The 25,420-nt window shown below is 66.3% G+C and carries 26 protein-coding genes; 8 read left to right on the top strand and 18 right to left on the bottom strand.

Going from position 1 to position 25,420, the window contains the following annotated elements; translation table 11 throughout:
• Positions 1-15: 15 nt before the first annotated feature.
• The 10 genes from ABCN56_RS12645 to ABCN56_RS12600 all read right to left on the bottom strand — a co-directional run bounded on the left by ABCN56_RS12645 (position 16) and on the right by ABCN56_RS12600 (position 13,380).
• Positions 16-1,530 (bottom strand): malonate--CoA ligase, encoded by a 1,515-nt coding sequence (locus tag ABCN56_RS12645; protein WP_343081150.1) that lies wholly within the window; start codon positions 1,528-1,530, stop codon positions 16-18.
• Positions 1,531-1,644: 114 nt separating this feature from the next.
• A complete protein-coding gene (locus ABCN56_RS12640) occupies positions 1,645-2,748 on the bottom strand; it encodes a hypothetical protein (RefSeq protein ID WP_343081149.1) in 1,104 nt (367 codons plus the stop codon).
• Between the two features lie 75 nt (positions 2,749-2,823).
• A complete protein-coding gene (locus ABCN56_RS12635) occupies positions 2,824-3,228 on the bottom strand; it encodes a hypothetical protein (protein WP_343081148.1) in 405 nt (134 codons plus the stop codon).
• Position 3,229: 1 nt separating this feature from the next.
• Positions 3,230-4,447 (bottom strand): hypothetical protein, encoded by a 1,218-nt coding sequence (locus ABCN56_RS12630; RefSeq protein WP_343081147.1) that lies wholly within the window; start codon positions 4,445-4,447, stop codon positions 3,230-3,232.
• Between the two features lie 132 nt (positions 4,448-4,579).
• Positions 4,580-5,356, bottom strand: coding sequence for a PP2C family protein-serine/threonine phosphatase (locus tag ABCN56_RS12625; RefSeq protein ID WP_343081146.1), 777 nt, complete (start codon positions 5,354-5,356; stop codon positions 4,580-4,582).
• Between the two features lies 1 nt (position 5,357).
• Positions 5,358-6,431 (bottom strand): FHA domain-containing protein, encoded by a 1,074-nt coding sequence (locus ABCN56_RS12620; RefSeq protein WP_343081145.1) that lies wholly within the window; start codon positions 6,429-6,431, stop codon positions 5,358-5,360.
• Between the two features lie 42 nt (positions 6,432-6,473).
• Complete coding sequence (locus tag ABCN56_RS12615) at positions 6,474-8,738, bottom strand: serine/threonine-protein kinase (RefSeq protein ID WP_343081144.1); 2,265 nt, start codon at positions 8,736-8,738, stop codon at positions 6,474-6,476.
• A gap of 245 nt (positions 8,739-8,983) precedes the next feature.
• Positions 8,984-10,573: a substrate-binding domain-containing protein gene (locus ABCN56_RS12610; RefSeq protein ID WP_343081143.1), complete on the bottom strand. Its 1,590-nt coding sequence runs from the start codon at positions 10,571-10,573 to the stop codon at positions 8,984-8,986.
• 41 nt (positions 10,574-10,614) lie between these two features.
• On the bottom strand, positions 10,615-12,237 hold the full coding sequence (locus ABCN56_RS12605; RefSeq protein ID WP_343081142.1) for a phosphate ABC transporter substrate-binding/OmpA family protein: 1,623 nt from the start codon (positions 12,235-12,237) through the stop codon (positions 10,615-10,617).
• A 240-nt stretch (positions 12,238-12,477) separates the two neighbouring features.
• Positions 12,478-13,380, bottom strand: coding sequence for a DNA-binding protein (locus tag ABCN56_RS12600; protein WP_343081141.1), 903 nt, complete (start codon positions 13,378-13,380; stop codon positions 12,478-12,480).
• A 137-nt stretch (positions 13,381-13,517) separates the two neighbouring features.
• On the opposite strand from ABCN56_RS12600, the gene ABCN56_RS12595 reads away from it, so the two are divergent.
• From ABCN56_RS12595 to ABCN56_RS12585, 3 genes are all read left to right on the top strand, one after another.
• Positions 13,518-14,798, top strand: coding sequence for a glycosyltransferase (locus ABCN56_RS12595; RefSeq protein WP_343081140.1), 1,281 nt, complete (start codon positions 13,518-13,520; stop codon positions 14,796-14,798).
• The gene (locus ABCN56_RS12590) at positions 14,788-15,501 is read left to right on the top strand and encodes a lysophospholipid acyltransferase family protein (RefSeq protein ID WP_343081139.1); all 714 of its coding nucleotides are present in this window, start codon (positions 14,788-14,790) and stop codon (positions 15,499-15,501) included. Before ABCN56_RS12595 ends, ABCN56_RS12590 begins: the two co-directional genes overlap by 11 nt.
• Positions 15,502-15,618: 117 nt before the next feature.
• Entirely contained in the window at positions 15,619-16,227 is a 609-nt protein-coding gene (locus ABCN56_RS12585; RefSeq protein ID WP_343081138.1) for a GcrA family cell cycle regulator, read from the top strand.
• A 100-nt stretch (positions 16,228-16,327) separates the two neighbouring features.
• On the opposite strand, the gene ABCN56_RS12580 is transcribed toward ABCN56_RS12585, so the two are convergent.
• Positions 16,328-17,551, bottom strand: a complete 1,224-nt coding sequence (locus ABCN56_RS12580; protein ID WP_343081137.1) for an OmpP1/FadL family transporter — start codon at positions 17,549-17,551, stop codon at positions 16,328-16,330.
• A gap of 211 nt (positions 17,552-17,762) precedes the next feature.
• Between ABCN56_RS12580 and rimO the strand changes: the two genes are divergently transcribed.
• The 3 genes from rimO to ABCN56_RS12565 all read left to right on the top strand — a co-directional run bounded on the left by rimO (position 17,763) and on the right by ABCN56_RS12565 (position 19,951).
• Positions 17,763-19,133 (top strand): 30S ribosomal protein S12 methylthiotransferase RimO, encoded by a 1,371-nt coding sequence (gene rimO, locus ABCN56_RS12575; RefSeq protein WP_343081136.1) that lies wholly within the window; start codon positions 17,763-17,765, stop codon positions 19,131-19,133.
• A gap of 95 nt (positions 19,134-19,228) precedes the next feature.
• Positions 19,229-19,471 (top strand): CDGSH iron-sulfur domain-containing protein, encoded by a 243-nt coding sequence (locus ABCN56_RS12570; RefSeq protein ID WP_343081135.1) that lies wholly within the window; start codon positions 19,229-19,231, stop codon positions 19,469-19,471.
• 102 nt (positions 19,472-19,573) lie between these two features.
• Entirely contained in the window at positions 19,574-19,951 is a 378-nt protein-coding gene (locus tag ABCN56_RS12565) for a hypothetical protein (protein ID WP_343081134.1), read from the top strand.
• 90 nt (positions 19,952-20,041) lie between these two features.
• Here ABCN56_RS12565 and ABCN56_RS12560 read toward each other — a convergent pair whose 3' ends face one another.
• The 6 genes from ABCN56_RS12560 to ABCN56_RS12535 all read right to left on the bottom strand — a co-directional run bounded on the left by ABCN56_RS12560 (position 20,042) and on the right by ABCN56_RS12535 (position 23,781).
• Positions 20,042-20,467 carry a c-type cytochrome gene (locus tag ABCN56_RS12560; RefSeq protein ID WP_343081133.1) on the bottom strand — a complete coding sequence of 142 codons (426 nt, stop codon included), beginning with the start codon at positions 20,465-20,467 and terminating at the stop codon, positions 20,042-20,044.
• Between the two features lie 192 nt (positions 20,468-20,659).
• Entirely contained in the window at positions 20,660-21,022 is a 363-nt protein-coding gene (locus ABCN56_RS12555; RefSeq protein WP_343081132.1) for a diacylglycerol kinase, read from the bottom strand.
• Positions 21,023-21,089: 67 nt separating this feature from the next.
• Positions 21,090-21,359 carry a DUF6455 family protein gene (locus ABCN56_RS12550; protein WP_343081131.1) on the bottom strand — a complete coding sequence of 90 codons (270 nt, stop codon included), beginning with the start codon at positions 21,357-21,359 and terminating at the stop codon, positions 21,090-21,092.
• Positions 21,356-21,715, bottom strand: coding sequence for a DUF6455 family protein (locus ABCN56_RS12545; protein ID WP_343081130.1), 360 nt, complete (start codon positions 21,713-21,715; stop codon positions 21,356-21,358). Before ABCN56_RS12545 ends, ABCN56_RS12550 begins: the two co-directional genes overlap by 4 nt.
• Positions 21,712-22,980, bottom strand: a complete 1,269-nt coding sequence (locus ABCN56_RS12540) for a DUF2254 domain-containing protein (protein ID WP_343081129.1) — start codon at positions 22,978-22,980, stop codon at positions 21,712-21,714. Before ABCN56_RS12540 ends, ABCN56_RS12545 begins: the two co-directional genes overlap by 4 nt.
• Positions 22,981-23,052: 72 nt before the next feature.
• Entirely contained in the window at positions 23,053-23,781 is a 729-nt protein-coding gene (locus ABCN56_RS12535) for a M48 family metallopeptidase (RefSeq protein WP_343081128.1), read from the bottom strand.
• A 164-nt stretch (positions 23,782-23,945) separates the two neighbouring features.
• Here ABCN56_RS12535 and ABCN56_RS12530 point away from each other — a divergent pair, with 164 nt between their 5' ends.
• Positions 23,946-24,182: a hypothetical protein gene (locus tag ABCN56_RS12530; protein ID WP_343081127.1), complete on the top strand. Its 237-nt coding sequence runs from the start codon at positions 23,946-23,948 to the stop codon at positions 24,180-24,182.
• A 17-nt stretch (positions 24,183-24,199) separates the two neighbouring features.
• Positions 24,200-25,132: a hypothetical protein gene (locus ABCN56_RS12525; RefSeq protein WP_343081126.1), complete on the top strand. Its 933-nt coding sequence runs from the start codon at positions 24,200-24,202 to the stop codon at positions 25,130-25,132.
• Positions 25,133-25,138: 6 nt separating this feature from the next.
• On the opposite strand, the gene ABCN56_RS12520 is transcribed toward ABCN56_RS12525, so the two are convergent.
• The gene (locus ABCN56_RS12520) at positions 25,139-25,411 is read right to left on the bottom strand and encodes a DUF167 domain-containing protein (protein WP_343081125.1); all 273 of its coding nucleotides are present in this window, start codon (positions 25,409-25,411) and stop codon (positions 25,139-25,141) included.
• Positions 25,412-25,420: the final 9 nt, after the last annotated feature.

The raw sequence follows: 25,420 nt of genomic DNA, 5'->3' as shown, positions 1-25,420 counted from the left end.
TCCACCGCCGCCGCCCTATCCCTTGAATGCGGCCTCGTAGTCCTTGCGAAGGATGTTCTTCTGCACCTTGCCCATCGTGTTCCGCGGCAGTTCCTCCACGAAGACGATCCGCTTCGGCTGCTTGAACCTCGCAAGCTTGCCTGAAAGCGCGGCGCCAAGCGCCTCGGCAGAGGTCTCGGCCCCCGGATTCCGCACGACGACCGCCAGCACCGCCTCGCCAAAGTCCGGGTGCGGAACGCCGATGATGGCGCTTTCAAGGACCCCATCCTGTTCATCGATCAGAAGCTCGATCTCCTTCGGATAGACGTTGTAGCCGCCGGAGATGATCAGGTCCTTGCCGCGTCCGACGATGTGAACGTAGCCGTCCGCGTCAATCATCCCGAGGTCGCCGGTGATGAAGAATCCGTTCTCGCGCAGCTCCTCTCTGGTCTTGTCGGGCATCTGCCAGTAGCCCTTGAAGACGTTGGGGCCCCTGACCTCGATCATGCCGATTTCGCCGTTGGGCAGTTCCGCGCCCGTCACCGGGTCGGTGACCTTGAGTTCCACCCCCGGCAGCGGGAAGCCCACCGTTCCCGCCCGCCTGTCCCCGTCATAGGGGTTGGAGGTGTTCATGTTCGTTTCGGTCATGCCGTAGCGCTCGAGAATCCTGTGGCCCGTGCGCGCTTCCCACTGGCGGTGGGTATCGGCAAGGAGCGGCGCCGAGCCTGAGATGAAGAGGCGCATGTGTGCGACCAGATCGCGCGTCAGCCGCGGGTCGTCCAGAAGCCGGGTGTAGAATGTGGGCACGCCCATCATCGACGTCGCCATCGGCAGCCAGCGGATCACGGCATCGGCGTCGAACCTCGGCAGGAAGATCATCGGCCCGCCGACAAGCAGCATGATGTTGGTGGCCACGAAGAGACCGTGCGTGTGGAAGATCGGCAGCGCGTGCAGCAGCACGTCGTCTTCCGTGAAGCGCCAGTAATCCTTCAGGACTTCCGCGTTCGACAGAAGGTTCGCCTGCGTGAGCATCGCGCCTTTCGACCGGCCGGTGGTGCCCGAGGTGTAGAGGAAGGCCGCGAGGTCGTCTGGCTGCCGCTCAACCGTCGGGAATTCCGGCGGACGGCTCGCGGCGGCCTCGGCGAAGCTGCCCTCGCCCTTCGACCCGAGGGTCCTGAGTGTCGCGCCCGCCGCCTCCGCAACCGGCGCGAGCGCGGCCTCGCTGGACGGGTCGCAGAGGAACAGCTTCGCCCCGCTGTCTTCGACGAAATAGGACACTTCGGACGGCGTGTAGGCGGTGTTGAGCGGCAGGAATATCACGCCCGCCTGCGCACAGGCGGCGTAGACGGCAAGCGCGTCGGGCGATTTCGCCACCTGCGCGGCCAGCCGGTCGCCGGGTTCGAGCCCGAGCGCCGTGACCTCCCCGGCGAAACGCGCCGCTTGGGCGAGGAACTCGGCATGGGTAACGGTTTTCCCGTCGTCGAGCAGAAGAAACGGCGTCTGCCGCCCCTCGTGGCGACCGAAAAGCGCGTCATAGAGCGGGTTGGCCATAAGTCGCTATCCCTTCAGCGGTTCTTCCTGGCGGGACCTGGCTGGCGCCGCGCCGTCGCTGCCGAAGGTTTGCTGCGGGCCGGGCCGAGGGTCAACCCCGCGCCGCGCGCCCGGTCACTCTTCCCGCGCCCCCCCGGACAGCACGCTGTCCAGATCCTCCGGCGAGACGGTCGAGACGATGACTTCTTCCCCGTCGGAGAAATAGCAGAGCGAAGGCAGGTCAGCCGACCGCGGGCCCATGAGAACGAAGAACTCGCCCGGCATGGTCACGTCAAGGAAGGGACTGTTCATTCTGACCTGCCGCGCGACCTGCGTCGCGATATTGCCGATTGGAAACGCATCCTCGTCGCCCCTGAGCGCCGTCACCTTGCCATCGATGCTGGCGATGGCGCCGACACTGGCGTGATCCTCGCAGGCCTCGATCATCGCCCTCGGGCGCGACAACGCCTCGCCAAGGCCTGCCGCGGGCATGGTTTCCGGTTCTGCGGCGGGCTCGGCTTCCTCGATTGGTTCCGGTTGTTCTTCCTGTTCCGCCGCCTCCTCTGGCGCGGCCCTCAGTTCCTCATCCTCGCTGGGTGCGGCTTCGGGCTCCGCCTCGGGTCCAACTTCCTCCGCGGTCGCGTGCTCAGGCTCCTGTTCAATCTCCGCCTCGGCTTCGGGCGCCTCTTCCGGCTCCAGCGTGGGCTCGGGTTCCACCTCGGTCTCGGGCGCCGCTGCGGCCTCCGCCTCCGGTTCCTCTGCGGCCTCGGCTTCGTCTGCCGGCTCGGCTTCGGACTCCGTTGCCTGAAGAGCATCCACGATCTCGGACAGAGAGAAGCCAGCGCCAGCCGCCGCGCCTTCGGAGAGGGACGACGGGTCGGAACGGACGGCCAGACCGTTCCCGGAACCGTCCTCCACGAAGCCAATCAGAATTTCGCAGAGGCTCTGAAGTTCCTTCGACCTGCGCGACGCATCGACGCCCAGACGCTCCGCTGCCTCCCGTCCGGAGAAGCCGATTCCGAGAAGCCTGCGGTTGCCCGCCTCGACGAACAGCTCGCTTCCCCGGCCAAAGGAAAACGTCAGGCGTCGCGGCAGGATCGTTTCGCCGATCTCCATGATGAGCGCGCCGAGGTGGCCGGCCTCCGGAGTTGGGACAAGCGCGCGAACCGCGTCCCGGCCGGGCCGTGCGGCCTCGCTGGCTTCGAGAAGGAGTTCCCTGATCGTAGCGCGTTCCGTCACTGTGTCGCCTCCCGGTCCGTGCGGGGCCTCACGCGGCGCTCATGGCTGGTCCGTCTGCGCATGCTCACCCCCCACCTAGACCAGACCCGAGAATTCCGCGACTGCGGCGCGGGCCGCATGCAGCGCCCCGGCAGGATCCGCCGCGAATCCGCAAACGAAGCAGACGACATGGTTCGGCTCGCTCTCCAGACGCAGGTAGAGATGCAACCCATCGGTCCCGCCGACGACGATGTCCTGAAAATAGGGCGCGAGTTCCGCCTCTGTCCCCGTCGCGCTGCGGAGATCGGATTCGATCTGCACCGCCGGCCCACTGTCGAGGAAGTTCACCACGCCTGCGGCGAGGTTTTCCGTGAAGTCCTGCGAAGGTTCCTCGGACGCGTTGAACCCCAGCATCATGCCGAGCTCGAGGTCGACGTAGCCCACGAAATCGCAGCCCTCCACCGCCTGCCGCGCCGTCGAAAGCGCATTGTCGAGCGACATTTCAGCCCTCCTCCAGATGCGGCAACGCCCAGCCGAGGTCGCGGCCGAGTTGCAGGATGATACCCGCGGCGTCCAGGCAGGCCGCCATGCCGCCCTTTTCCAGAAGGTGACCAAGTTCGGCTGCGGCGGCCTTCATCTCGTCGCGGACCCAGGCTCCCTCTTCGGTCAGGGCACCGGGTGCGGAGAGATCCTCGCCAAGCGCTTCGGCCAGTTCGGCCGAGCGTGTGAGGAAAGCTTCCATTCGGAATTCGCCATCCTCCGAGGCGAGAGCCACAAGGTCGTCGAGCCGGCGTTGGAGATCGTCCCGCAAAACGGCGGCGGCGCTGGCCGGCGGCGAGGCCGTCTCGAGCCCGGGCTCAAGCTCGGACACTTCGGAGGGCTGGATCGCGACTTCGGCGAGAAACGCGCGGGCCGTCTCGATATCCGCCTCGCGGACGGCGCGGGCGGCGGCAAGAAGCTTGCCGACCATCGCACGGCCTCCGGCAGCGTCCCAGGCGGCGACGTCCTGCACGCTCCCACCCGGCGCAGCGGCCGCTGCCGCCGGCGTCGCCATCGTCACCATCTCGCGGAACTTCGGCAGGGCGATGGAGCGCAGCCGCTCGAGCGTCTTGTCGAGCGTGATGACCGCAAGCGTGACGTCCGTGTGCGTCACGGCAAGCAGGCTCGACTTCTGCAGTTTTGGGGGAACCAGCGACCAAAGCTGATCCTCCTCGGCGTTCCAGGCCCAGGCCGCATGCGTGCACCAGATCAGGACCTCGGCCCGCGCGGCGGTCCAGCGGACCTGTTCCGCCTGCCACTGGAGCTTGTCGAGCCCCGGCATGTCGATGAAGTTGATGAGCTTCAGGATTGGGTTCGGAAGCCGCAGTTCGACGAAATCCGGTCTCGCGCGGTATGCGACGCCCAGATCCCGCGGCGGCACGGCGAGTTCCTTTCCGTCCCACCAGCCGGCGCGCGCGGAAGGTGTTTCGGCATAGCTGAGGATAAGCGGCGGGCGGTGCCCGCTGTTCGCGTCGGGCAACGAAAGCTTCTCGCCGACGAGGAAGCCAGCCAGTTCCGTCTTGCCGGATGACGGCGGGCCGAGGAACGCGACCCGCACCGGATGTGAGAGCTTCAGCACGAGCCTCTCGGCCCGGGCGCGCAAATCTGCGGGCCCCTCGGAATCCGAGAGGAACCGCGTGAGACCCGCGATTTCCGCTTCGGCGCTCGGGAACTGGATCATGCCACTCCTTCCTCCGCGGCGAGTCCTCCTCGCACGGAGACTTCGTTCCCATTCTTCTTGCCACAGGCCGGAACGGCGCACAAAGCTGCAAGTGCAGGATGTGACGACGCTTTTTCAGCCCTGCGTGTCATCTCAGCCACTCGAGGAAAGCTTGACGACGACAAGCGCAACGTTGTCCTGTTCGGGATCGTCAAGCTCATTCACCGCCGCGAGGAGCGCACGCGCGGTGTCGTCGCTCGACTTCGCCTTGGTCTCGGCAAGGACTTGCACGATCTCCTCGTCCGTCAGGTACTGGATCCCGTCGCTCGCCGCGATGACGGTGTCGCCGGGCAGAAGCTTCGTGGGCATCGGCTTGCAGTCGATCATGGAAATCCGGGCCCCCATCACGACCGATCGCAGCAAGTTACGGTCTGGATGGTCGCGCGCGAGTTCGGGCGCAAGCTGGCCGGTCTTCACCATGAGGTCTATCTGCGGCCCCATCGAGTGATCCTCGTTGATCTGCCGCAGCGTGCCATCGCGGTAAAGGTAAAGCGGCGAGTCGCCGATCGAAATCCAGTAAAGCCGGTCCTTGAAGATCACCGGCGCGACCAGCGTCGAGCCCATCCCGTGCAGCGAAGAGTCCTCCGCCACCTGGGCGGCGATCGCCGCATTGGCCGTCTCCGCCGCACTCAGGAGCATGTCAGCGACCGCCCCCTCGAACACCTCAGGGGCGCCGGATTGAAACTTCAGTTCGGCGAAGACCTCTGTCACGACGATCTTGCTCGCGACGTCGCCGGCGGCATGGCCGCCCATGCCGTCACCAAGCACGGCAAAGCCGAAATCGGCACCAACACTGAAATCTGCGATCACCGCGTCTTCCTGGTAATCGCGCTGGCCCCTGCTCAGGGCCGTGGCAACATCATAATTCATATCAACCTTTTGCGGGCTCGGAATCTTTCTCCTCGTCAGCCCAAGTGAAGCCTTCGCCGCAAAGGGTTACAAGACGCAAAGTCGTTTCACCGATCCGGATCATGTCGCCGTTCTTCGCCGGCTCGGTGCTGAGAAGCGGGCGGCCGTTGAGGCGCACGAGGTTCGACTTGCCGCCGTGGCCGATGTAGAATTTCCGCTCCTCCTCGTCGAAGGCGATGGCGGCGTGGTTGGTCCGGGAAATGCTGAGGTCGCCGAAGTCGAGCTGGATGGCCTGCTCCTCGTCCCGCCCGATCTGCGACACGCCCGGCTGAAGGGCGAACGACTTGCCCTTGCCCGGCCCCCGCACGACCACGATCCAGCCAACCGGAAACAGCTGGCCCACCGCCTCCGGGCCGTTTGGCGTGCCGCTCAGGTGGATGTCATCGCTCTCGCCGTTGGAATGGTCGAAGCCGAGAAGCCGCGTCTTCACGCGGAGGGACCGGCGCCGGGCCGAGGCCGGCCGGACCGCATCCTCAGCGGGCGCCTCGGGCTCGGGCTGCGGCGCGACGGCTTCCGCCTCTTCCGTCACGAGGCTCCACATGCTGGGTGCTTCTTCCGGAACACCCAGCGCCTCCGGTTCGGGCTCCTGAGCCTCTGCCTCATCCGCGATTTCGAAGGCGAAGATGCTTTTCGGACCCTCGGCAGGCGCGGAAGGCGGCGCGGTTTCCGTCGGTTCAGCGCGTTCCACCCCGGCCCTCGCTTCCTCGGACGGAGAGAGTTCCGCGAAGACTGCCGCCGCTATGGAGGCCGCTGATTCGTCGTAGTTGTCGGGCTCTTCGGACACCGAAGGTCTGACGGCCTCTGCCTGGACCTCGCGCGCCACGGGTTCGTCCACGACTTTCGCCGCCTTCGGGGCCCGAAGCTCGTCCAGGTCCGGAGAAACGGCATCTTCCGCTTCCGGCTCGATCCAATCGAAATGTTTCTCGCCACGGCCGGTCGAAGCCGTTCGGCCCCGGCTGATGGCAAACAGTCTCTGCATCACCGACATCTTGCGTTCACCCTTCGCCTCTGTCCGTTTCCCGGAGGGATCCGCCATCGCCTTCCGGTCCTTCGGTTATTTTCACTGCCCGTCTTCGGTTCACTTCGAAACCTGTCCTTTTGTCGACAGCGCCATCGCTGCCCTGACGGGGGCACCGTCGCGCTCCACGTCGAAGATCACCGCGCTTTGCAGCGCCCGCGCCCTTTGGCCGATCAACGCTTCGATGGCATCGGGACCGTCGAGCCCCTCGCCCGTCTGCGCGTCGGCCAGAATGACATCGCCCACGCGAAGCCCGCCCTCGGTCTCTTCCGCGACAGCGGATACCGTGGTCCGCCAGCCACCGGAGGCCGCGCGCACCTCGAAGTTCACACCGTTCACCAGTTCCACGTGCCGCGCGTTCGTAACCGCGAGCGTCACTTCGCGGAAAGGCCCCGAAGGCTCGTCCTTGATCCGCAGCGGCACATAGAGGAACTCCTCCGCGCCGGAGCCGGCCAGGCCGCTCAGGATCTCGACGATTTCGCCCTCGCCGGAAACAAAGCTGCCAGCAACGGCAAAGATCACGGCGCCATCTGCAATCCAGGCGTTGACCTCGTCTGCCGACGCGTCGGGTTTCACTGCGGTGATCTGGGGAAAGCTGCGGCCCGCGATGGCCGTCGGGGCTGTCTCGAACGGCAGCGCGACCCTCCAGGTGGCCTCGGCGATCTGGTTTGCCGAAACGTCGACGCTGGTCTCCGGCTCCACCTGAGCATTTGCTTCCGGCTCGGTGCCGACGACCCTTTCGACGACGGGCTTTCGTGCGGGCTCCGCAGGGACGGTGCTCGCCACCTCCTTGACCGCCGCCACCTCTGCCACGACGGGAACGAGATTGAAGGCTTCTGCCGCGGAAATCTGCGGGGCGGACGCGCCTTGGGCCGATCCGGATTCGGGGGTTTGCGGGGCCGCTTCGGGGGGCGCCGCCGCGGCGGCCACTTCAGGTTCCGCCACCGCACTCGGCCCCTCCTGGGGGATCGCTGCGGACGGCGCGGCTGCCGGACCCGTCACGGCTGCCTGCGGCGCAACCGACGGTACGGCGACCGCGACCGCCTCGACGGACTGCAGCTTCGGATAGACGGTGATGGCGATCGACAATGCGACCAGCGCCGTCGCCCCGGCAAGAAGGGCCGCGCGGTTCTTCGCGCCTTTCCGGCCAGACGTGGGCGTCAGGGTCGCCGCGATGGACCGCGGATCGGCTTCGTCCTTCCCCGGCTTCGCTGCACCATTCCCGGCAGCCTGACGCGCGTCGCGGGCCGGCATCTTGGCCTTTGTCTCTGCGGCCTCCGCCACGGGCGGGCGCGCTGAAACCTTCTTCGTTTCCGCGGTTGCCGCCGGCTCCGGGCTGCCAGATTGTTTCGACCGAGGCTCCGAACGCGCCGCGCCGATGTCCTTGCGATCTCTCAGCGCTACGACCTTCAGACCGGGCCGCGTGTCGATCAGGTCGAGCCACTCCTGCGCGGATTGCAGCCGGTCCTTCGGCAGAACCCTGAGAGCCTTGTCGATCGCGGAGAGGAAATTGTCGGGATAACCCGAAACACGCCCGGCGAGCGGAACGTAGGGGTCCCTGCCCCCCTCGGCAATGGCGACCAGGCGGGCCTGGCTGTCGGGCGGAGCCTCACCGGAGATGAGATGATAGAAAGTCGCACCGAGGCCATAGAGGTCGCTCGACTGGTTCTGGAGGCTGCCCGAGACATAGAATTCCTGCGGCGAATAGCCTTCCTTCACGACCCGCATCGCCGACAGCGCCTTGCCGCCGATCGCCGATGCCTGCTGCCGCGCGGCACCGAAATCGATCAGGATCGGCTCTCCCTTCCTGTCGACGAGCACGTTGTCGGGAGAGATGTCGCGATGCAGCATCCCGTGTTCGTGGATGAAACCCACCGCGCCCAGGAGCTTGCGCAGCATCGCCATCACCTGGGGCGGCGTGATCGAGGCGCGGTCCGTCTCGATGATCTTGATCAGGTCCCGACCGTCGACATAGTCCATCGCCATGTAGGCGGTTTCGTTGTCCTCGAAGACCTGGTGGACACCGACGATGTGGGGATGGATGAGCTTGGCGAGGCTCTTCGCCTCCTGGACGAAGAGCCGCACGACCTTCTGGTATTCAGGCATGTGGGCGCGCGATCTCGGAGTCACGGTCAGGTCTTCCCGCCGGCACAGAGATCCGGGGAAGCATTCCTTGATGACAACGTCGCGATCGAGGCTGTTCTGGGCCAGATAAGTGATGCCGAAGCCGCCACTGTTGAGGAACTTCAGGATCGTGTACTGGCCGCGCAGGAGCTGCGTCCCCGGCTTCAGCTCGTCAGCGAAGCTGCGCTTCTCTTCCTCCAAGAATTCTCGAGGCACACCAACCCCCACTGTGAAAACGACCGAGAATCGGCTTGCGCCGCCAAGGCCGTAATTACCCGTCCCCTTATTGCAGGAAACCGATACAATTTATTGTTCAAAAAATGCCAACAATGAGGCAGGGGCCCGCGAAGTCCCGGAGCTTTCTGACGTGAAGCGAGCTTCAAGACATTGAATTTTTGAGTGTTTTCCGAGTGCCGCCATAACCTTCAGGCGGCCGCCGGGGTCGCCTATTTCACCCAGATCTCGACACGACGGTTAATGGAGCGGCCCTCGAATGTCTCGTTGCAGGCCACCGGAAGCAGCTCACTGTAGGCCTGCACTTCAACGGCGACACCATCCAGTTCTCCGCCCGTCGCGGCCGCCGCGATCTCGGCCGCCACCTGTGTAGCGCGTTCCTGCGCCAGCCGCTGGTTCACTTTGAACGAGCCACCACGATCGGCAAACCCGACGACATAGAGCTTCGAGGGCTTGGTCTTGCCGACATGGCGGACAAGCCTGATGAGGTCCCGGCGGGCACGATTGTCGAGAACGCTGGATTTCGGCGGGAAGCGGAAGGTCGTGGACAGACGCTCGACCTGTTCGAGTTCGGGAACAAGCGCAGCCAGCCGTTCCTGTGCGGCGGGCTCGACGGGCGTGGTCCGCAGTGCCTCGATACGTCCTGCGGCATAAGCCTCCCCCTCGGGCACGATCGACAGGTCGATGAAGCCCGATTTCGCGACCAGGCCGTCAAGTGCGGGACTGTCGAGGAAACCGGCGAATTCGTTCGCGACGTCGCTTGCGGCCCCATGCCGATAGGCGGTGACCTGCCGCACGAGCGGATATTCTCCGTTCTTGATCGTGAAGGGCGAGGCCGCAATGATGGCTCCGCATTCGTCCCGGATCGGGATCGCCCGGGCATTGCGGCGCAGATGGAACCCCGTGACGGCTATCCCGTGAGGATCGGCACTGACTGCCGCGGTGAGTTCCTCGGCCGAGGCAACGACCTTCGCAGCGGCTGACAGCGCCTTTTCCACCGGATCGAGCAGGAGAGCCGCGACGTCCTCCGACGCATCCGCATGCGCATAGATGCCGATCGGCGCGTCCGGCCCGCCCACTTCGGCCCAGTTCACGATCTCTCCGGCGAGGATGCCTGAAAGTTCCGCCATCGTGAGGCTCGGGACCGGGTTGTCGGGATGGGCGATGATCGTCAGACCGTCCAGCGCGACGAGGTCCTCCTGTTCGAAGCTCGTCAGGTCACCACCGCCTGCGTCCCTGACATTTCGGAGATCCGCCGGCGTCGCGGCCACTTTCGAGAAGGCCAGTTCGACCTCGCCCGCCGCGAGAAGGCCGAAGCCTTCGCCGTCCGCGACTTCCCGGATGCCGACCCGCGCGGTTACCGCGCCGGTCTCGTCATGAACCTGAATGGGCACCACCGATCCGGGCCGTATCGTTCCCGCGATATCGGCCTCCGCGACCGCCGCCCCCGCCTCGTCCAGAACCTCCGCGTGGCCTTCCTGACGCGCGGCGAAGCCGTCGAACAGGACCGGCACCAGCATCTCGGAAACGTCGGCCGGGCCGGAAAGGGTGAAATCGACGTCGGCTTGCCTGACGACCGGGCAGGCCTCCCCCTGGCAGGTGACGAGGCTCTGGTCGACCGTGATTTCCCCGATCGGCGTCGACAGAACCAGCTGGCCGCCCTCGGCGGAAAGGAGCGTTCCGGTGATGTCGATGCTGCCGTCCCCGGAAAGGATCCGCACTTCCTGCGCGCCGACAGGGCCGGCCAGGATCAGCGCCGCAAGAGAAAGCGATCCCAGAAGTGCCGCCTTGGAGTTCTTCATCTTCAACACCCCACGTCTCACGAGAGCCGCCTCGACCACGCTCACCGGATCCAGATCTCGACCCGCCGGTTGCTTGCGCGCCCACGCGGGCTGGAATTGCAGGCGACGGGCGAAATTTCACCGTATCCGACCGCGGAGAAACGGATGCCCTCGATCCCGGCTTCCGCCGCTGCCGCTTCGATCCACCGGATAACCTGCCCGGCGCGCTGTTCGCTCACGGCGAGGTTCGCGTCGAAAAGCCCCCGGTCATCGGTGAAGCCGACGGCGACGACCTCGGCGGGCGCACGCTGTTTCAGGTAAGCGATGAGCCGCGCGAGTTCGTATTGGCCGCGCTGATCGAGCGCATCCGAGCCCGGCGCGAAGCGGAATGTGGTGGTCAGGCGCTCATGGAGGCCCTGCTTGTCGATCAGTTCCTGCATCAGGCCCTTTTCGTAGGGGTCCGTCGCCGCCGCCGCCGCTGTGGCGAGCCGATCGGTCGCGTCGATCTGGATTTCGGACTGCACGTCACGCCCGACGAGCCCCGCCCTCTGGACGAGTTCGTCGGCCTCCGGGCCCAGGAGATAGTCGAGGAAAGCCTGGGCCTGCCCCTCCGGCTGCGGGAGGCTGTAGACATGGACGCGGCGGGCCAGGGGGTATTCCTCGGTCTTGATCGTGAAGGGCGAGACATAGAACGTCATGCCGCACTCGTTGGTCAGCGGAAGCGGGCGCGTGTCGCTCCGGCTCAAGTAGCTCACGATGCCGACGCCCGCCTCGTCGTTCGCCACCGCTTCGGTCAGTTCCTCCGTGTCGGCAACGATCCGGGACGAGGGCGCAAGCGTGATGATCCGCGCCGCATCCTGGTCCGCCGCCTTGCCGGACAGGAGCGCCTCGCTGATGGAATCGAAGGCACCCATGCCCTCGGCAAGCGAATAGACGTTGATCGGCCCCGGGGCACCGCCAAGTTCGGACCAGTCCGTGATCCGGCCCGCGAGAATGTCGCCCGCCTGTTCGATCGTTATCGCGCCGACTGCATTCTTCGGGTTCACGACGACCGCATAACCTTCCAGCGCCATGACCCGGTCCTGATCGGGGGACTCGAGGTCGCCGAGACCGGCCTCCGCAACCATCGCACGGGCCTTCCGGGTGGCGCGTTCGTTCTGGAACAGAAGCGATGCCCTGCCGGCCACCAGCGCCTCGACAGCCTCCATCCCGTTGGCCTCGAGGATGCCCAGATGCGCAACGGGCTGGCCGTCGTAGTCAACGAACGCAATGTGGCTCTTGCCGTCCTCGCCGGGCCCGGCGGCCGCCGGATCAACCGGATTTCCAGCCGCATCCGTCGCGATCGCCTCCGCGTCGAGGCTCGCCGCGTAACCCTCCGCGAGGATCGGGATCAATCCGCGGGCAAGACTGCTCTCGCTGGCGAGATCGAGGGCAAAGGCGGGTCCCCGCCGTTTCGGACAGCCGGAGCCCTCGCAGGTCACGAGTTTCCGTTCGATCTCGAATTCCCCGATCGCCGTCCGGACGACGAACATTCCGCCCTCGGCCGAAACCAGCGTGCCGCTGATGTTCAGCTGACTCTGCTTGCCTCTCAGCAGAACTTCCTGCGCAACGGCTGGCACCGGAAGGCCCAGGGATGTTGCGATCAGCAAGATCGCCAGATGCGGCATGGGAAAACGGGACGCCATCCTAACCTCAAGTGTCGACCGGGCGTGGCGAGCCCGCGCCACGAGCCCGGAACGGGGACTCCGACACCTCCTGAGACACCACGCAATATGGGCGACAATAAGGCCCGGCCAGCAGGGATTGGGGCCATTATGTGATCGGTCGACGGGGGCCGAAGCCATGAATTCCATGGGGTCTTCCGGGGCGATGAGCGGTTCCTTGATTGGCCTTTCCCCGCGCCGTCACTTGCACATGGCGCCGGCTCAGCCGCTTCCGGCGTAATGTTCTGCGCAGTCCTCTTCGCGCCCGCGAACGACTCGCCTTCCCTCCAGCTCTCCTCGCGTCTCGGTGACGATCGTGCAGCGCCCTTCGGGCCCCTCGCCCTCCTGGAAGTAGATCACGACCCAGTCGTCCGTCCGGCCGAGCCTGTGGGCAAGTTCCGTGTTCGAGTAGAGAACGGTGAAGTGCCAGTCGCCCTCGCGGGCATGCATGATCGGCAGCCACGCCTCGCCCGACGGGTTGAACCGCTTCGGCGCGATTTTCCTGAGCTTTCCCGCGGCCGCACGGTCGCGGTAGAGCGCATCCGCCTCCAGAAGCATCGCCACCGGCGGCTCCGACACCCCTTCGGCCCGGCGCCGTTGCAGCGGCCGGCCGAGCCGGTCCGCCAGAACCGCCAGAAGCGCCTTGCGCCTTCGCGGCCCTATCCCGGCGATCTTCGGCGTGCCGAAACTCAGCGCCGTCTCGAGCTGTTCTAGGCTTTCAAGGCCGTAGTCGTCCGCCAGGGTCTCGGCGAGTTTCGGCCCTATGCCCGGCAGCGTGCGGAAGAGCTTTTCCGGCGACAGTTCGCCCTTGAGCCGGTCGAGCTGCGCCCAGCGCCCGGATCTCAGCATCTCCGCGATCGCCCCGGCGATCCCCTTCCCGATCGTGGGCATCGCGACAAGTGCTGCCTGCCCACCCTCGTCGTGGATATCCCGAAGCGGGCGGGTTTCGGCGCCGACCGTTTCGGAAGCGGCGCGGTAAGCGCGGATGCGGAAGCCGTCCTCTCCCTGTTCATCGAGGAGGTCGGCGTAATCCGACAGCATACCGGCGATGCGGCGGTTCTCCTCGGGCACGGCGCGGTCTTCCGGACCTTTCGCGCCGGAAGCGGCCCCGGTCGTTCCCCCCATCCTGTGCCTCCCGCGAAGTTTGCACTAATGTTGGCCTCTGAGGCGCGCCCTTGCGTTGATGCAGGTCAACGCAAGGGCGCGCAGCACGGAACAGGTTGGGACTGTCAGACGGACGGGAGAGTACCGAGAACGGCTTCATGAATATCCTGATGTTCACCAACACCTTCCTGCCTCACGTCGGCGGGGTCGCACGCAGCGTGACGCTGGTGGCGAACGCGCTCCGTGAACGGGGTCACCGCGTTCTTATCGTCGCGCCGTCCTTCGAGGGCGGCGAGGAGGACAGCGAAGGGGTCCTGCGCTTCCCCGCGTTTCAGCAAGTGAGCGGATCTGACTATTCCGTCCCGATCCCCCTCAGCCGACGCATAGGCGACGAGATCGACGCGTTCGCGCCCGACATCGTGCATTCGCACCATCCGTTCCTTCTGGGCGACACGGCGCTTCGGGTCGCGGCCCAGCGTGGAATTCCGATCGTCGACACGAACCACACCCGCTTCGACCTCTATGCACGGAACCTGACCGTCGCGAAGGAGCGAATTGGCAGGGCGATGTGGAGCCTTGCCGTCGGCTACTGCAACCTTTGCGATGCCGTCGTGGCGCCAAGTGAAAGCATCCGCGAAATGCTGATCGAAAGGGGCGTCAAGCGGCCCGTTCGGGTGATCCCCACCGGCATCGTTCTGGAGGATTTCGCGAGCGGCGACCGCGCCCGGGCACGGCGACTGCTGGGCCTGCCGGAAGGCGCCTTCGTCGCGGGCCACCTCGGACGGCTCGCCACGGAAAAGAACCTCGACTACCTGGCGGAAGCGCTGATTGCGTTTCTGAAGGCCAATTCCATGGCCCATGTCGTGATCGCTGGCGAAGGAGACCTGAAACCCCGGATCGCGGCGCGGTTCCAGGACGAGGGCCTCGCATCGCGGCTACATCTGACGGGAATCCAGATGGGCAGCGACCTCCCGGATTTCTACGCCGCACTTGACGTCTTCGCCTTTGCCTCCCTTTCCGAGACACAGGGTATCGTGCTGAGCGAGGCGATGGCGGCGGGGTGTCCTCTCGTCGCGCTTGACGCGCCGGGCGCGCGCGAAGCGGTGGCGGAGGGCGAGACGGGCTTCCTTCTTGCCGAAGACGCATCCCACGCGGACTTCGCAGCGGCGCTGGGGCGGATCGCCGCGATGGACGCCGCCACCTACGGCGCGATGCGCGAGGCGGCGCTGCACCGCGTGAAGAGCTTTTCGGTCGAGGTGATGGCCGACCGCATGCTCGCGCTCTACCGGGACGTCATCGCGGCGCACGAACCGGAACGCGAAAGGGACGAAGCCGAGTGGAGCAGCGCATGGCGCGTGGTCGTCGCAGAGGGAGAGATCCTCTGGAATATCGTCCAGGCACTGGGCGAAGCCGTCCTTCCGGGTGGAAATGAAACCTGACGCCGCCCCAAGCCTGTCCGGGGCAGGCGACGGCGATAGCCTCGGCCTCAGCCTGCGGCAGCGGATTGTCGTCTTTCTTGCCACGACCCTCCTGCGACTCTGGGGCGCGTCGTTGCGTGTCGACCGGGCCGAGATCGCCCGCCTGGACCGTGTCCAGGCAGAGGGGCGGCCCTTCGTGCTGGCCTTCTGGCACGAGAAATACGTGCCGCTCTTCCTCTTCAGTCGCAACCGTGGAGCGGTGATCGTCGCCTCCCGATCTCCGCGCGGCCGCGTCATCGCCGGTATCGCCCAAAGCTACGGGAACCGCGCCCTCCTCACGCAAGGGGACGGCCACCACGAGGGGCTCGGCCGCCTCGTCGGCACGCTCAGCCGCGACGGCGGCTTCGCCGCGATCGCGGTCGATGGCCCACTTGGCCCCCGGCGCAAGGCGAAGTCCGGCGCCCTGCGCATCGCCGCGGGCCTTGGCACCTTCGCCCTGCCCGTGAGCTTCGAGGCCCGCCCGGCGCTCAGGCTGTCACGGCGCTGGGATCACATGGAAATCCCGCTGCCCTTCTCGCGCGTGAAGGTCCATGTGGCCGAGCGGCCGATCAGTCCGGCCGGAACCGGCAACGAAGCGATCCGGGCCGCGCAGGCGGAGCTGACCCAGGCGCTGAACGCCCTCGATTCGGAAGAAGCCTGCGCCGAAACCGCCCGGCAACCTTGAAATCCGGGCTATGCGCTTGTATCTGAAACGCTCCCGGCTAGAATGCCGTGCGAAACGATACAAGACCCGCGCGCCACGCCCTCTCGGCCGTGGCGGCCAACCCCGAAAAGGTCAGAAATGTCCTGGACCGACGAGCGCGTCGAGACGCTGAAAAGGATGTGGAACGAAGGCCAGTCGGCGAGCCAGATCGCCAAGGAGCTGGGCGGCGTGACGCGCAATGCCGTGATCGGAAAGGTGCACCGCCTTGGCCTGTCGAACCGCGTGGCCGGCGCTCCGCAGCCCGCGAAGGCGGAACCTGCGAAAGCCAAGGCCGAACCGGAACGTCCCGCCGCCGAACCGGCAACCGCTGCGCCGGAGAAGCCCGCGCGTGAACCGCAGCGCGCGGAGGCTCCGCAGCGCCCGGCCGCAGCGCCGGCCCCCGCGCCGCAAACGGCGCCGGCCGCGCGTAAGCCTATCGTGCCAGCCGGCCAACCGCTTCCGCCGCAGCCCTCGGCGGGCGAGATCAGCCCCGAGGCGATGGCCACGGTCCGGGAGGCGGAGAAGAAGGCGCGCAAGCTGACGCTCATGGAACTGACCGAACGGACCTGCAAATGGCCGATTGGCGACCCGGCGACCGAGGATTTCTGGTTCTGCGGCCTGCCCGCGCAAGCAGGCAAGCCCTATTGCGAGGCGCATGTCGGCGTGGCGTTCCAGCCGATGAGCGCACGGCGCGATCGTCGCAGGTAACGCGACGCAGCCGGGCCGACCGCCGGCCGGAAGACGACCGACCTACGAAAAAGGGGGCCATCATCGGCCCCCTTCTCTTTCTCGCGGCATGAAATGCCCGTCAGAACCTCCGCGTCCAGCCCACGGCGAGTTCGATCTGGTCCATGTCGATCGTGACCTCACCGGGCGGCACGGCCCCGGTGACCGAGTTGTTCAACGCGCAGACCGCCGCGAAATCGATCCTGTCGCTGGCGTTCAATTGCCACGACCCGCCGGCGGTGAAATGATGCTGCACCACGCCCGGCGCGATGACGTTGAGCAAGACGTCCTCCGCCCCGATCGGGTTGGTGGCATAGGCATAGCCGAAGCGCCAGGTCATCTGCGGGGATTTGCGCCACTCGACACCGATCTTCAGCACGTCCACGTCGTCCCAGCCGAACCCCGCGCCGCCGGGGGCACCCAACGGGCCCGCGTCGGTCGCGTTGCTCACGGCGGGAACGCCTGAATAGAAGATGCGCTGGTAGTCGAACATGACCGTCGTATCGGGCCGCGGATCGAAGGCGAGGCCGGCTGTGATCGAGGCCGGAATGTCGAAATCGCCGCCGCCCTCGAAGAGACCCGCGTACTTGTCGAACTTTGTCATGTTGAACTTGGTCTGGCCGGAGATACCCGCCCGGACGCCCGGCGCGATTTCCGCCTGGATGCCGGCGCGAAGACCGACACCCCAGGACAAATCATGGCCATTGTTGCTTAGCGCTGTCGGATCCACCGACATCCCGGCGAAGGCGCCAAGACCGCGCGCCTGGAATGACTGGATCGCAAGCGTGGGCGCGATACCCCAGGAAATCCCGTTGGTTTCCCCGGCATAGGTCGCCGAGAGGAATAGCTGCGCCAGGTCGACACCGGCCGGAGCTTCGCCGAAGATCGGATCCGAATAGCTCGTGTTCATCCCGCCGTTGCCGTAGGCTGCGAAGTTCAGCACGTGGCCGTTGGAAAGCGGGAGGTTGTAGGCGAAGTTCGGGATCGGGAATACTCTGTGACCGCTGCGATAAGATCCCGGCGCGACCATCGTCGTCCCGGTCGCCTCGTACCCCCGATCGGGCGCGAAGAGTTCGATCCCCATGCTGAGTTCCCGCCCGAGGCCCGCCACTGCCGCCGGGTTCAGGGCCGAGGCCATCGCGTCGCCGGCCGGCGCGGCGACGCCCGCCCCCGCCGTACCGCGTTGAACCGGGCCGTAGCCCAAGGCGAAGTAGCCTTCCGTCGCCATGGCCGGCGTCGCGATTCCGGCCACCGTGAATGCGAGGGCCGCCTTCAGTGCCCCCTCGCACGTCGTTCTTCTCAACATGTCCAGACTCCTCCCCTTATTCGCGGAGCGCCGCCTGGCCAGACAGTCTTCCCCGTGCATTTCGGGGGAGTGGCCCGCCGACGCCTGCAACGTGATACCCATCATGAAATCAGAATTTCTGAATTTGGGGTAGGAAATTCATCGCCGCGGCGCGGCATGCCGATTCATGCGGGGTCTTTTCGCGGGGCCTTCGCGCGTTTATATGCCGACCATGTCGCAAAACCCGCCCAATCTCCGCCCTGACCTTGCCCCAGCACCTGTCTTCGACGCCCCCCCGCGTGAAGGACAGCCGGTGATCGGCATGGTGTCGCTCGGCTGCCCCAAGGCGCTCGTGGACAGCGAGCGGATTCTCACCCGGCTCCGGGCCGAGGGCTACGCCATTTCACCCGACTACAAGGGCGCGGGCGCGGTGATCGTGAACACATGCGGTTTCCTCGACAGCGCCAAGGCCGAGAGCCTCGAAGCGATCGGCGAGGCGCTGGCCGAGAACGGCCGAGTGATTGTGACGGGCTGCCTCGGGGCGGAACCGGACTACATCACCGGCGCCCACCCGCAGGTGCTCGCCGTGACCGGGCCGCAGCAATATGAGGCGGTGCTGGACGCGGTGCACCAGGCGGTGCCGCCCGCGCCGAACCCGTTCGTCGACCTTCTGCCCGCCTCGGGCGTGAAGCTGACGCCGCGCCACTACAGCTACCTCAAGATCTCCGAGGGCTGTAACCACAAGTGCCGCTTCTGCATCATCCCCGACATGCGCGGCCGACTCGTCTCCCGCCCCGCCCATGCCGTCGTGCGCGAGGCCGAAAAACTGGTCGAAGCAGGCGTGAGGGAGCTTCTCGTCATCTCGCAGGACACCTCGGCCTACGGCGTGGACCTGAAGCACGCCGAGGCGAAGGGCCACCGGGCCCACATCACCGACCTCGCCCGCGACCTCGGGTCGCTCGGCGCCTGGGTGCGGCTCCATTACGTCTACCCCTACCCGCATGTGCGCGACCTGATCCCTCTCATGGCCGAAGGGCTGGTGCTTCCCTATCTCGACATCCCGTTCCAGCATGCCCACCCGGATACGCTGAAACGGATGGCGCGCCCCGCCGCGGCCGCGAAAACGCTGGACGAGATCGCCGCCTGGCGCGCGGCCTGCCCGGATATCGCGCTGCGCTCGACCTTCATCGTCGGTTATCCCGGCGAGACCGAGGAGGAGTTCCAGACGCTCCTCGACTGGCTCGACGAGGCGCAGCTCGACCGGGTCGGCTGCTTCCGGTACGAGAACGTCAAGGGCGCCCGCGCCAACGACCTGCCCGACCACATCCCCGACGAGGTCAAGGAGGAACGCTGGCATCGCTTCATGGAAAGGGCGCAGGCAATTTCCGAGGCGAAGCTCGCCGCCAAGGTCGGCACCCGTCAGGAGGTCATCGTCGACTCCGTCGACGAGGAAGGCGCGACCTGCCGGACCAAGGCCGACGCTCCCGAGATCGACGGGAACCTCTTCATCGACGAGGGTTTCGAGAACCTGAAGCCCGGCGACATCGTCACCGTCGAAGTGGACGAGGCGGGGGAATACGACCTCTGGGGACGCGTCGTCTGAAGACGCACATGGCTTCTGCGCATGAGCTTGGATCGGTCCGTTGACGGCCGCCCGGGCAGTTCTAGGTTGCGCCCGGCAATCGCAAGGAGAACGCCATGTCCGACGCCCCGATCATCGCCCAGAAGGGATCCTTCCCGGTAGAGCTCGAGGAGGGAAAGACCTACCTGTGGTGCGCCTGCGGCCGGTCGAAGACCCAGCCCTTCTGCGACGGCTCCCACAGGGAAACCAGCGTCAGGCCGGTGAAATTCGAGGCGAAGAAGACCGGCAAGGCCTGGCTCTGCGGATGCAAGCATTCGGGCAACAAACCCTATTGCGACGGCTCGCACAAAACTCTTTGACCGTCACCGGCCAAGCTGCCGAAATATGTGGCAATTTGTCGCGGGAGATGACTATCCTCCGCGCGCGGACAGAACGTCCGCGCAACACCAAGGGGACAGGAAATGAACATCTCCCGCGCGTTTCTGGTGACGGGTTCTTTGTATCTTATCGTGGGTATTCTTCTGGGCATGTACATGGGCGGATCGGGCAACCACACGCTCGCGCCAGTGCATGCGCATATCAACCTGCTGGGCTTCACGCTGATGACGATCTTCGGGCTCGCCTACGTCATGGTCCCGCAGCTCGCCGGCTCGTCTCTGGCGAAAGCGCATTTCTGGCTTCACCAGGCGGGCGCACTGATCCTGCTGGCGCTGCTCTTTCTCATGATGAGCGGCAGCGTGGCCGAGGCCACCGTCGGGCCGGTTATGCCAGTTGCCGAACTCGCCATTCTCCTCGGGGCGGTGACGTTCGCGATCAACCTCTACCGCAACGCGGCTTGAAAACATGTCCGGGCGTCCGCCCCATGACGGACGCCCGGATTTGAGCGAGGAATGGCCCGGAGAGTGCAACCCCCCGGTTTCTTCCGCTGCTTACTCGGTCACCTGGAGAGACTCGATGAAATAGACGACCGACAGGATCCGCCCCTCGACCACGTGGCGCGCGTCCTTCGGGTTGACCGCCCGGTCCTCCAGAGCCTGGGTCATGAAGAACTCACCCCAGATCGGCATGTCCGGATTGCCGTGACCCGCGATCAGACTGCGTCCGTCGATCGACTGGTAAACGGCCTCGAAGGGGAATTCGCCGCCATTGTCCTTGGCCAGGAGTTTCAGGTTCTTCGGCCGCCGCGCCAGCAATTCGCCCACAACCCCGTCACCACCGCCCTCAGCGCCGTGGCAGACCGAGCAGCGGTCGAGGTAGATCTCCTTGCCGAGTTCCGTATCCTGTGCAAGCGCAGGCGTCGCCGCGAGGATCGCAGCCACGGCCGGGATCAGTGCGGCGGATCTGATGTCCTTCATCGTTACTTCCTCCCTCGGATTTGTTTGCCTAGTACCTTAGCAAATTAGACACGCAGCGCCACCGGGACCTTGTCCCGGATCAAATCGGCGAGGATTTTTCCACATTTTCGGCAAGGTTAGCGCGAAATGAGCGCTGGCTCCGCGAATGCCTTTGACGCATCGTTGCCGCTGTCGACCGTCCAGATCCCATGCCTACCCGATCAGCACGACGGCCCAGGCCACCCCGCCCGCAAGCGCCGTGAGAGCGACGCCCGCGCTGCCGCAATCCTTGGCCTTCTTCGCACGGGGGTGTTCGGCGGACGAGACGTAATCCACGACCTCCTCGATCGCGGTGTTGAGAAGCTCCGCCGCGAGGAGCAGGAGCCCCAGCGCGAGGATCAGGGCGCGTTCGCCCGCCGTCAGGTCAAGGACGAATGCCAGCGTCGCCGAAAGGACGTTCACGATCGTCCATTGCCGCAACGTCTTTTCTGTCGCCCAGGCAGCCCGCCATCCTGCGATCGACCAGATCACGTTGTTGGCAAAGCGCCGGCCCTCGTTGCGCAAGAAACGGAACATCGCGATCCCTCTTCCGGCCCCTCAGGCAAGGCTACGCAAGGGAAAGTCCGCACACCAGCGGCTTGTCCTATTGAAGCTCGGCGAGTTCCGCGAGCGTCGCCGCATTGGCGCACTCGCCCGGAGGCGCCTTGGGGGCACCAGGGCGTTCCGAGAGATAGTCCAGGCAACATCTCTGCGAATCGCAGCTGCCACAACGTTCCACCATCTCCGCCAGATCGTTCCGAGTGAGGACCCCCTCGCGCAATGCGCCGGAAAGTCTGAGCCCCAGCCGTCGTGCCAGTCCGTGCGTCAACCAGAAGGGCATCGCGTCGGCGTTTCCCGCCATCATGATCGTCATTTCTCTGCTCCCTCCCTGCGCGCGGCGACCGCGCGCAGGCTCTCCATCAGCCCCCGGTTCCGGCAGTAGCCGGGCGCCTCCTCAGCGCCGGTTTCCGCGTGGTCGGCCAGCCAGCGCTGGCAGTCTTCGGGATCGGAACAGCCGGTGCAGCGAACCACCGCGCCGCGCCAGGTCTCCACCGGCAGGGTCCCGTCGGCCAGGGCCTCGTTGAGGTCCAGTCCAAGCTCCTCCCCCATTCGGTTCATTAGCGCGGCATGCCGGTTGATGGCTTTCGCTCCGAACATCGTGGCGTCCTCTCCCAAGTCCACGGTCCGAGCATCCGAAAGCCGCCGTTCGGACACCATGATCCAGATCAAGCCTCCCGCGCCGCCTTCGCCACCTCACCGGCAAGCCCGGCGACAAGCTCCTTTTCGCTATCGAGAACGAGAGCCGCGACGGCGAGTTCAAGCGCCCGCCGCGCCTCGGTGGCCGCGGCTTCGCCAAAGACCCCGGGTGCCATCTGCGCCAGCGCCAGAAGCGCCTTCTGCACGCGGATCTGGATCTCGATCAGCGCGGCGCCATCTCGGGCGATGGGTGCGAGCGAATCGTCCAGAAGGTCGTCCGGCTTCAGGGGAGGCACCCAGAGCCGGGGATAACGCACCTCCTCGGCCGGTTGCGGCTCGGCCCATAACGCGAGGAGCCTCAGCACCCGCCCGATCACGTCGATCGCCGTGCCGGGGTCGTTGACGCCGGGCGACAGCGCGCGGGAAGCGATTTCGGTAAGGACGCAGAGCCCGAAGCGCGGGTCGTTGTCGAAGCTCCTGCGATCGGCCACCGTGAACGCGGCGCGGACGCGCGCGGACGCCGCCTCGGGATCCTCGAACCCCGAGACGCGGACGAGCGGGCGGGCCGGATGGACGAAGGTCCCGGGCTGCGCCTCGAGGTAGACTTCGCCCCCGAAAGCCTCGGCGCAAGCGGACAGCGCGGCACTGTCGACATGCTGCACATAGCCCGTCTGGGTCGCAAGGATTGGCCGCGCGCCCTTCGGCACCCGGCCGGGATCGGTCAACGCATGACCGCCAAGAAACGTCGCTCCCCGCCGCTCCTTCATCGCCCGCGCCGCCGCCGCTTCGACCGCCTCGGTCGTCTCCCGGACCCGTCCGAAATGGGTCAGGTGCTCGATCCAGCGCATCACCGTCATGACCACCGCCGCCACGACCGCGAGCGTGACGGCAAAGAGCCCAACCTGCCCGCTCTCGTCATAGAGCCCAGATTTGAGTGCGATCAGCCCGACCAGCGCGAAGATGAAGGCGCCGAGAAAGGTCGCGAGCACCGTGTGCGTCGTGCGATCCTCGATCAGGAGCTGCGTGGCCCTCGGCGTGACGCTCGCCGAGGCCGCGGAATAGGCCTGCACCATGACCGAAAGCGAGAACGTGGTCACCGCGAGCATCGACGAGGCGAGGATCGTGAGGATCTCGTCCACCGCTTGCGCCCCGATCCGCTGCCCGAAAACCTCGGGAAGGAACTGGGCGACGGCAAGACCGGCAAGCGCCGCCACGACCGAAACGAAGGCGAACAGCACCGCCTGAAGCCACAGCTTCCGGGTCGCCAGCGCCATTAGCCAGAACCATTTCGAGGTCATGTCGACACGCCTCCCCGTCTTCCGAGCCAGCTTCGGCCAATGCTGCGGCAGGGGCCGGCGGGGCGCAAGGGCTCAGCGGAGGGAGGCGAGTGTCCGGCGAACGGTCGCGATCCGGTCCGCGTTCGGCGGGTGCGTGCCGAGGAAGCGGTTGCCGGGATCAGGGATGCGGTCGAAGAACGCCGCCCCGCGCAGCGGGTCGTAGCCCGCGCGGTAGGCGATCACTGTGCCAAGCTCGTCCGCCTCCAGTTCGAAGTCCTTCGAATAGCGGCGCGCGCCGATCGTCGCGCCCACGTCCTGCGCCGATCGGATCGCCGAGGCGTCGGCGCCGGAGGCCGCGGCGAGGACACCGCCCAGAAGCGCACCGGCCATTGCCTGCTGGCTCTGGCGGGGGATGTGCTTCTCGATATGGTGGGCGGCTTCGTGGCCCAGGATGAATGCGAGTTCATCCTGGTTGCGGGCCTCCGCGATCAGGGGCACCGTGAAGGCGATGATCGGCCGGCCGGTCCGGTCGAGCGTCTGGTAGGCGTTCGGGGGCTGCCCCGCCCGATCGTCGACGACAATGTTGAAATCGCAGACGATTCCCCGCGTCCGGGCCCGGCATTCGTCTTCGACGATCGGTTCCATTCGCGCCACGACCGACATGAAGTTCCGCGCCGCCACTTCCGGCGCGGGTCGTGGCCCGGCGGGATCGAAGCGGATATCCTCGGGGAGAGGGCGCGCTTGTTCGGGCGGGGCGTCGTAGCAGCCCGCAAGCGCCAGCACCGCCATGAAGGCAAGAGGGGAAAAACGGTTCAGTCCCATCCGACGCAACATCTCCTCCGCGCGTTTCGGGAAGGAAACTATCCCCGTCGCCAACGGCGGAAAAGACCTGCACGCGGGGCCTCACGCCGATGTGCGGAGCCCCGCGCACACAACGCCTGTCTCCGGGCATTGAGCCCCGCCGCGCGGCGCGCTACGCTCGATCCATGTTCACCATCGAGCACGAATTCGACGCGACCGTCATCACCCTCGTCGACGAGGGCGCCCCAAGTCTCCAGGAGGACGTGGTCATCCACGGCTTCGAGGATTGCGTGACGATCGAGCAATACGATCCACGCCGCGATGCGGTGGTGAAGATCACGCTGTCCACGCACCAGCTCCGCGAGCTCGCCGCGGCACTGAACCTGCCCGAGGGCGTCTACCGCATGACCCGCAAGGGCTGACCGGAGGCGGGCGCGCGATGTTCCGGCTTCTCATCGCGGCTCTTGCTCTCGCCTTTGCCTTGTCCCCGGCGCGGGCCGAAGTCACGCGTTACGGCGCTTTCAGTCACGACAGCGCCATGCCCCACGCGCTCATCTTCCGGGGAGAGATCGACCGCCTCACGCTGCGCGATTTCCGCGCCGCACTCAGCGACCATGACCTCACGCTCCTCGTCCTCGACAGCCCGGGAGGACGGATCTTCCCGGCGCTGACGCTCGCCTCGCGCATCCGCACGCACGGCCTTTCCACCCTCGTCCCGCCCGAGGCCGAATGCGCGTCGGCCTGCGCCTTCCTCTTCGTCGCCGGCGTGAAGCGTCATGCCGCCGGCCGGCTCGGCGTCCACCGTTTCACCTCGGAGGACTTCACCAGAGCGACCGTCGCGAACATCGAGGACGAGACCCAGGAAACCGTGTCCCGGATCATCTCGCTTCTTTCCGGGCAGGGCACCCCGCCCGTCTTCTTCATAAGGATGTTCGAGACCCCGAATTCCGGCATGTACTGGTTCGGCGCGAGGGAACTTGCCGAGGAAGGTCTGAACACCGGGGACAGCTTCGACGAAGACCTCGCGGCGCTCGCGAGAATCCGGCTTGCCGCCGAGGACGCGCGCCCCGCGCCTGCCGCGCCGCCCGGCCTTCCCCCGCCCGGAGCGCCGCCCGTCGTCGGCCCCGGCTTCGACTGCGCGACGGCCAGGACGCCGACCGACAGGCTGATCTGCGCCGAAGGCCGCCTTGCCGCTCTCGACCTCGCGCTCGTCAAGCGCGTGGAACGCCTTTCGCGGCAGATGACGCCCATGTCCGCGGCAAAACTGCGGTTCGATCAGCTTTCGTGGATGGCAAACCGAAACGCCTGCGCCGTTGATGCCACCTGTATCGAGGCCGCCTATGTCGAGCGACTGGAGCAACTCGGCTACTGACGCCCTTCAGGGCAAGAGGCGGAAGGTCTTTTCGCGCGACGAAGCCCCGCGCACGAGTTCGAGCCGCGTCTTGGCGACACCCAGCGCCTCCGCGAGAAGCTCCTGAACGGCGGCATTCGCCTTGCCGCCCTCCGGCGGCACCGTGACATAGACCCTGACCAGACCCTCTTCCGCCACGACGGCGTTGCGGGAAGCACGGGGCGTGACCCGCACGGCGATCTCTTCGCCCGGCGCGATTTCGGGGATGGCACCCGTGCTGTTTCTGGCCTTGCCGCTCATTCCGGCACT

The organism is Ostreiculturibacter nitratireducens (assembly GCF_032670585.1).
In the GTDB taxonomy this organism is placed as follows: Bacteria; Pseudomonadota; Alphaproteobacteria; order Rhodobacterales; family Rhodobacteraceae; genus Ostreiculturibacter; species Ostreiculturibacter nitratireducens.
Note: the sequence above shows the minus strand (reverse complement) of the source record. Positions and strands in the feature narration are given on the sequence as shown.

What these genes read in the sequence shown, in the direction of transcription:
- ABCN56_RS12535 (WP_343081128.1), bottom strand. Translation starts at nt 23,781, where the DNA reads ATGGGACTGAACCGTTTTTCCCCTCTTGCCTTCATGGCGGTGCTGGCG.
- ABCN56_RS12620 (WP_343081145.1), bottom strand. Translation starts at nt 6,431, where the DNA reads ATGGCGGATCCCTCCGGGAAACGGACAGAGGCGAAGGGTGAACGCAAG.
- ABCN56_RS12625 (WP_343081146.1), bottom strand. Translation starts at nt 5,356, where the DNA reads ATGAATTATGATGTTGCCACGGCCCTGAGCAGGGGCCAGCGCGATTAC.
- ABCN56_RS12540 (WP_343081129.1), bottom strand. Translation starts at nt 22,980, where the DNA reads ATGACCTCGAAATGGTTCTGGCTAATGGCGCTGGCGACCCGGAAGCTG.
- ABCN56_RS12525 (WP_343081126.1), top strand. Translation starts at nt 24,200, where the DNA reads ATGTTCCGGCTTCTCATCGCGGCTCTTGCTCTCGCCTTTGCCTTGTCC.
- ABCN56_RS12560 (WP_343081133.1), bottom strand. Translation starts at nt 20,467, where the DNA reads ATGAAGGACATCAGATCCGCCGCACTGATCCCGGCCGTGGCTGCGATC.
- ABCN56_RS12595 (WP_343081140.1), top strand. Translation starts at nt 13,518, where the DNA reads ATGAATATCCTGATGTTCACCAACACCTTCCTGCCTCACGTCGGCGGG.
- ABCN56_RS12520 (WP_343081125.1), bottom strand. Translation starts at nt 25,411, where the DNA reads ATGAGCGGCAAGGCCAGAAACAGCACGGGTGCCATCCCCGAAATCGCG.
- ABCN56_RS12600 (WP_343081141.1), bottom strand. Translation starts at nt 13,380, where the DNA reads ATGGGGGGAACGACCGGGGCCGCTTCCGGCGCGAAAGGTCCGGAAGAC.
- ABCN56_RS12630 (WP_343081147.1), bottom strand. Translation starts at nt 4,447, where the DNA reads ATGATCCAGTTCCCGAGCGCCGAAGCGGAAATCGCGGGTCTCACGCGG.
- ABCN56_RS12635 (WP_343081148.1), bottom strand. Translation starts at nt 3,228, where the DNA reads ATGTCGCTCGACAATGCGCTTTCGACGGCGCGGCAGGCGGTGGAGGGC.
- ABCN56_RS12585 (WP_343081138.1), top strand. Translation starts at nt 15,619, where the DNA reads ATGTCCTGGACCGACGAGCGCGTCGAGACGCTGAAAAGGATGTGGAAC.
- ABCN56_RS12570 (WP_343081135.1), top strand. Translation starts at nt 19,229, where the DNA reads ATGTCCGACGCCCCGATCATCGCCCAGAAGGGATCCTTCCCGGTAGAG.
- ABCN56_RS12530 (WP_343081127.1), top strand. Translation starts at nt 23,946, where the DNA reads ATGTTCACCATCGAGCACGAATTCGACGCGACCGTCATCACCCTCGTC.
- ABCN56_RS12555 (WP_343081132.1), bottom strand. Translation starts at nt 21,022, where the DNA reads ATGTTCCGTTTCTTGCGCAACGAGGGCCGGCGCTTTGCCAACAACGTG.
- ABCN56_RS12645 (WP_343081150.1), bottom strand. Translation starts at nt 1,530, where the DNA reads ATGGCCAACCCGCTCTATGACGCGCTTTTCGGTCGCCACGAGGGGCGG.
- rimO (WP_343081136.1), top strand. Translation starts at nt 17,763, where the DNA reads ATGTCGCAAAACCCGCCCAATCTCCGCCCTGACCTTGCCCCAGCACCT.
- ABCN56_RS12605 (WP_343081142.1), bottom strand. Translation starts at nt 12,237, where the DNA reads ATGGCGTCCCGTTTTCCCATGCCGCATCTGGCGATCTTGCTGATCGCA.
- ABCN56_RS12610 (WP_343081143.1), bottom strand. Translation starts at nt 10,573, where the DNA reads ATGAAGAACTCCAAGGCGGCACTTCTGGGATCGCTTTCTCTTGCGGCG.
- ABCN56_RS12580 (WP_343081137.1), bottom strand. Translation starts at nt 17,551, where the DNA reads ATGTTGAGAAGAACGACGTGCGAGGGGGCACTGAAGGCGGCCCTCGCA.
- ABCN56_RS12565 (WP_343081134.1), top strand. Translation starts at nt 19,574, where the DNA reads ATGAACATCTCCCGCGCGTTTCTGGTGACGGGTTCTTTGTATCTTATC.
- ABCN56_RS12590 (WP_343081139.1), top strand. Translation starts at nt 14,788, where the DNA reads ATGAAACCTGACGCCGCCCCAAGCCTGTCCGGGGCAGGCGACGGCGAT.
- ABCN56_RS12550 (WP_343081131.1), bottom strand. Translation starts at nt 21,359, where the DNA reads ATGACGATCATGATGGCGGGAAACGCCGACGCGATGCCCTTCTGGTTG.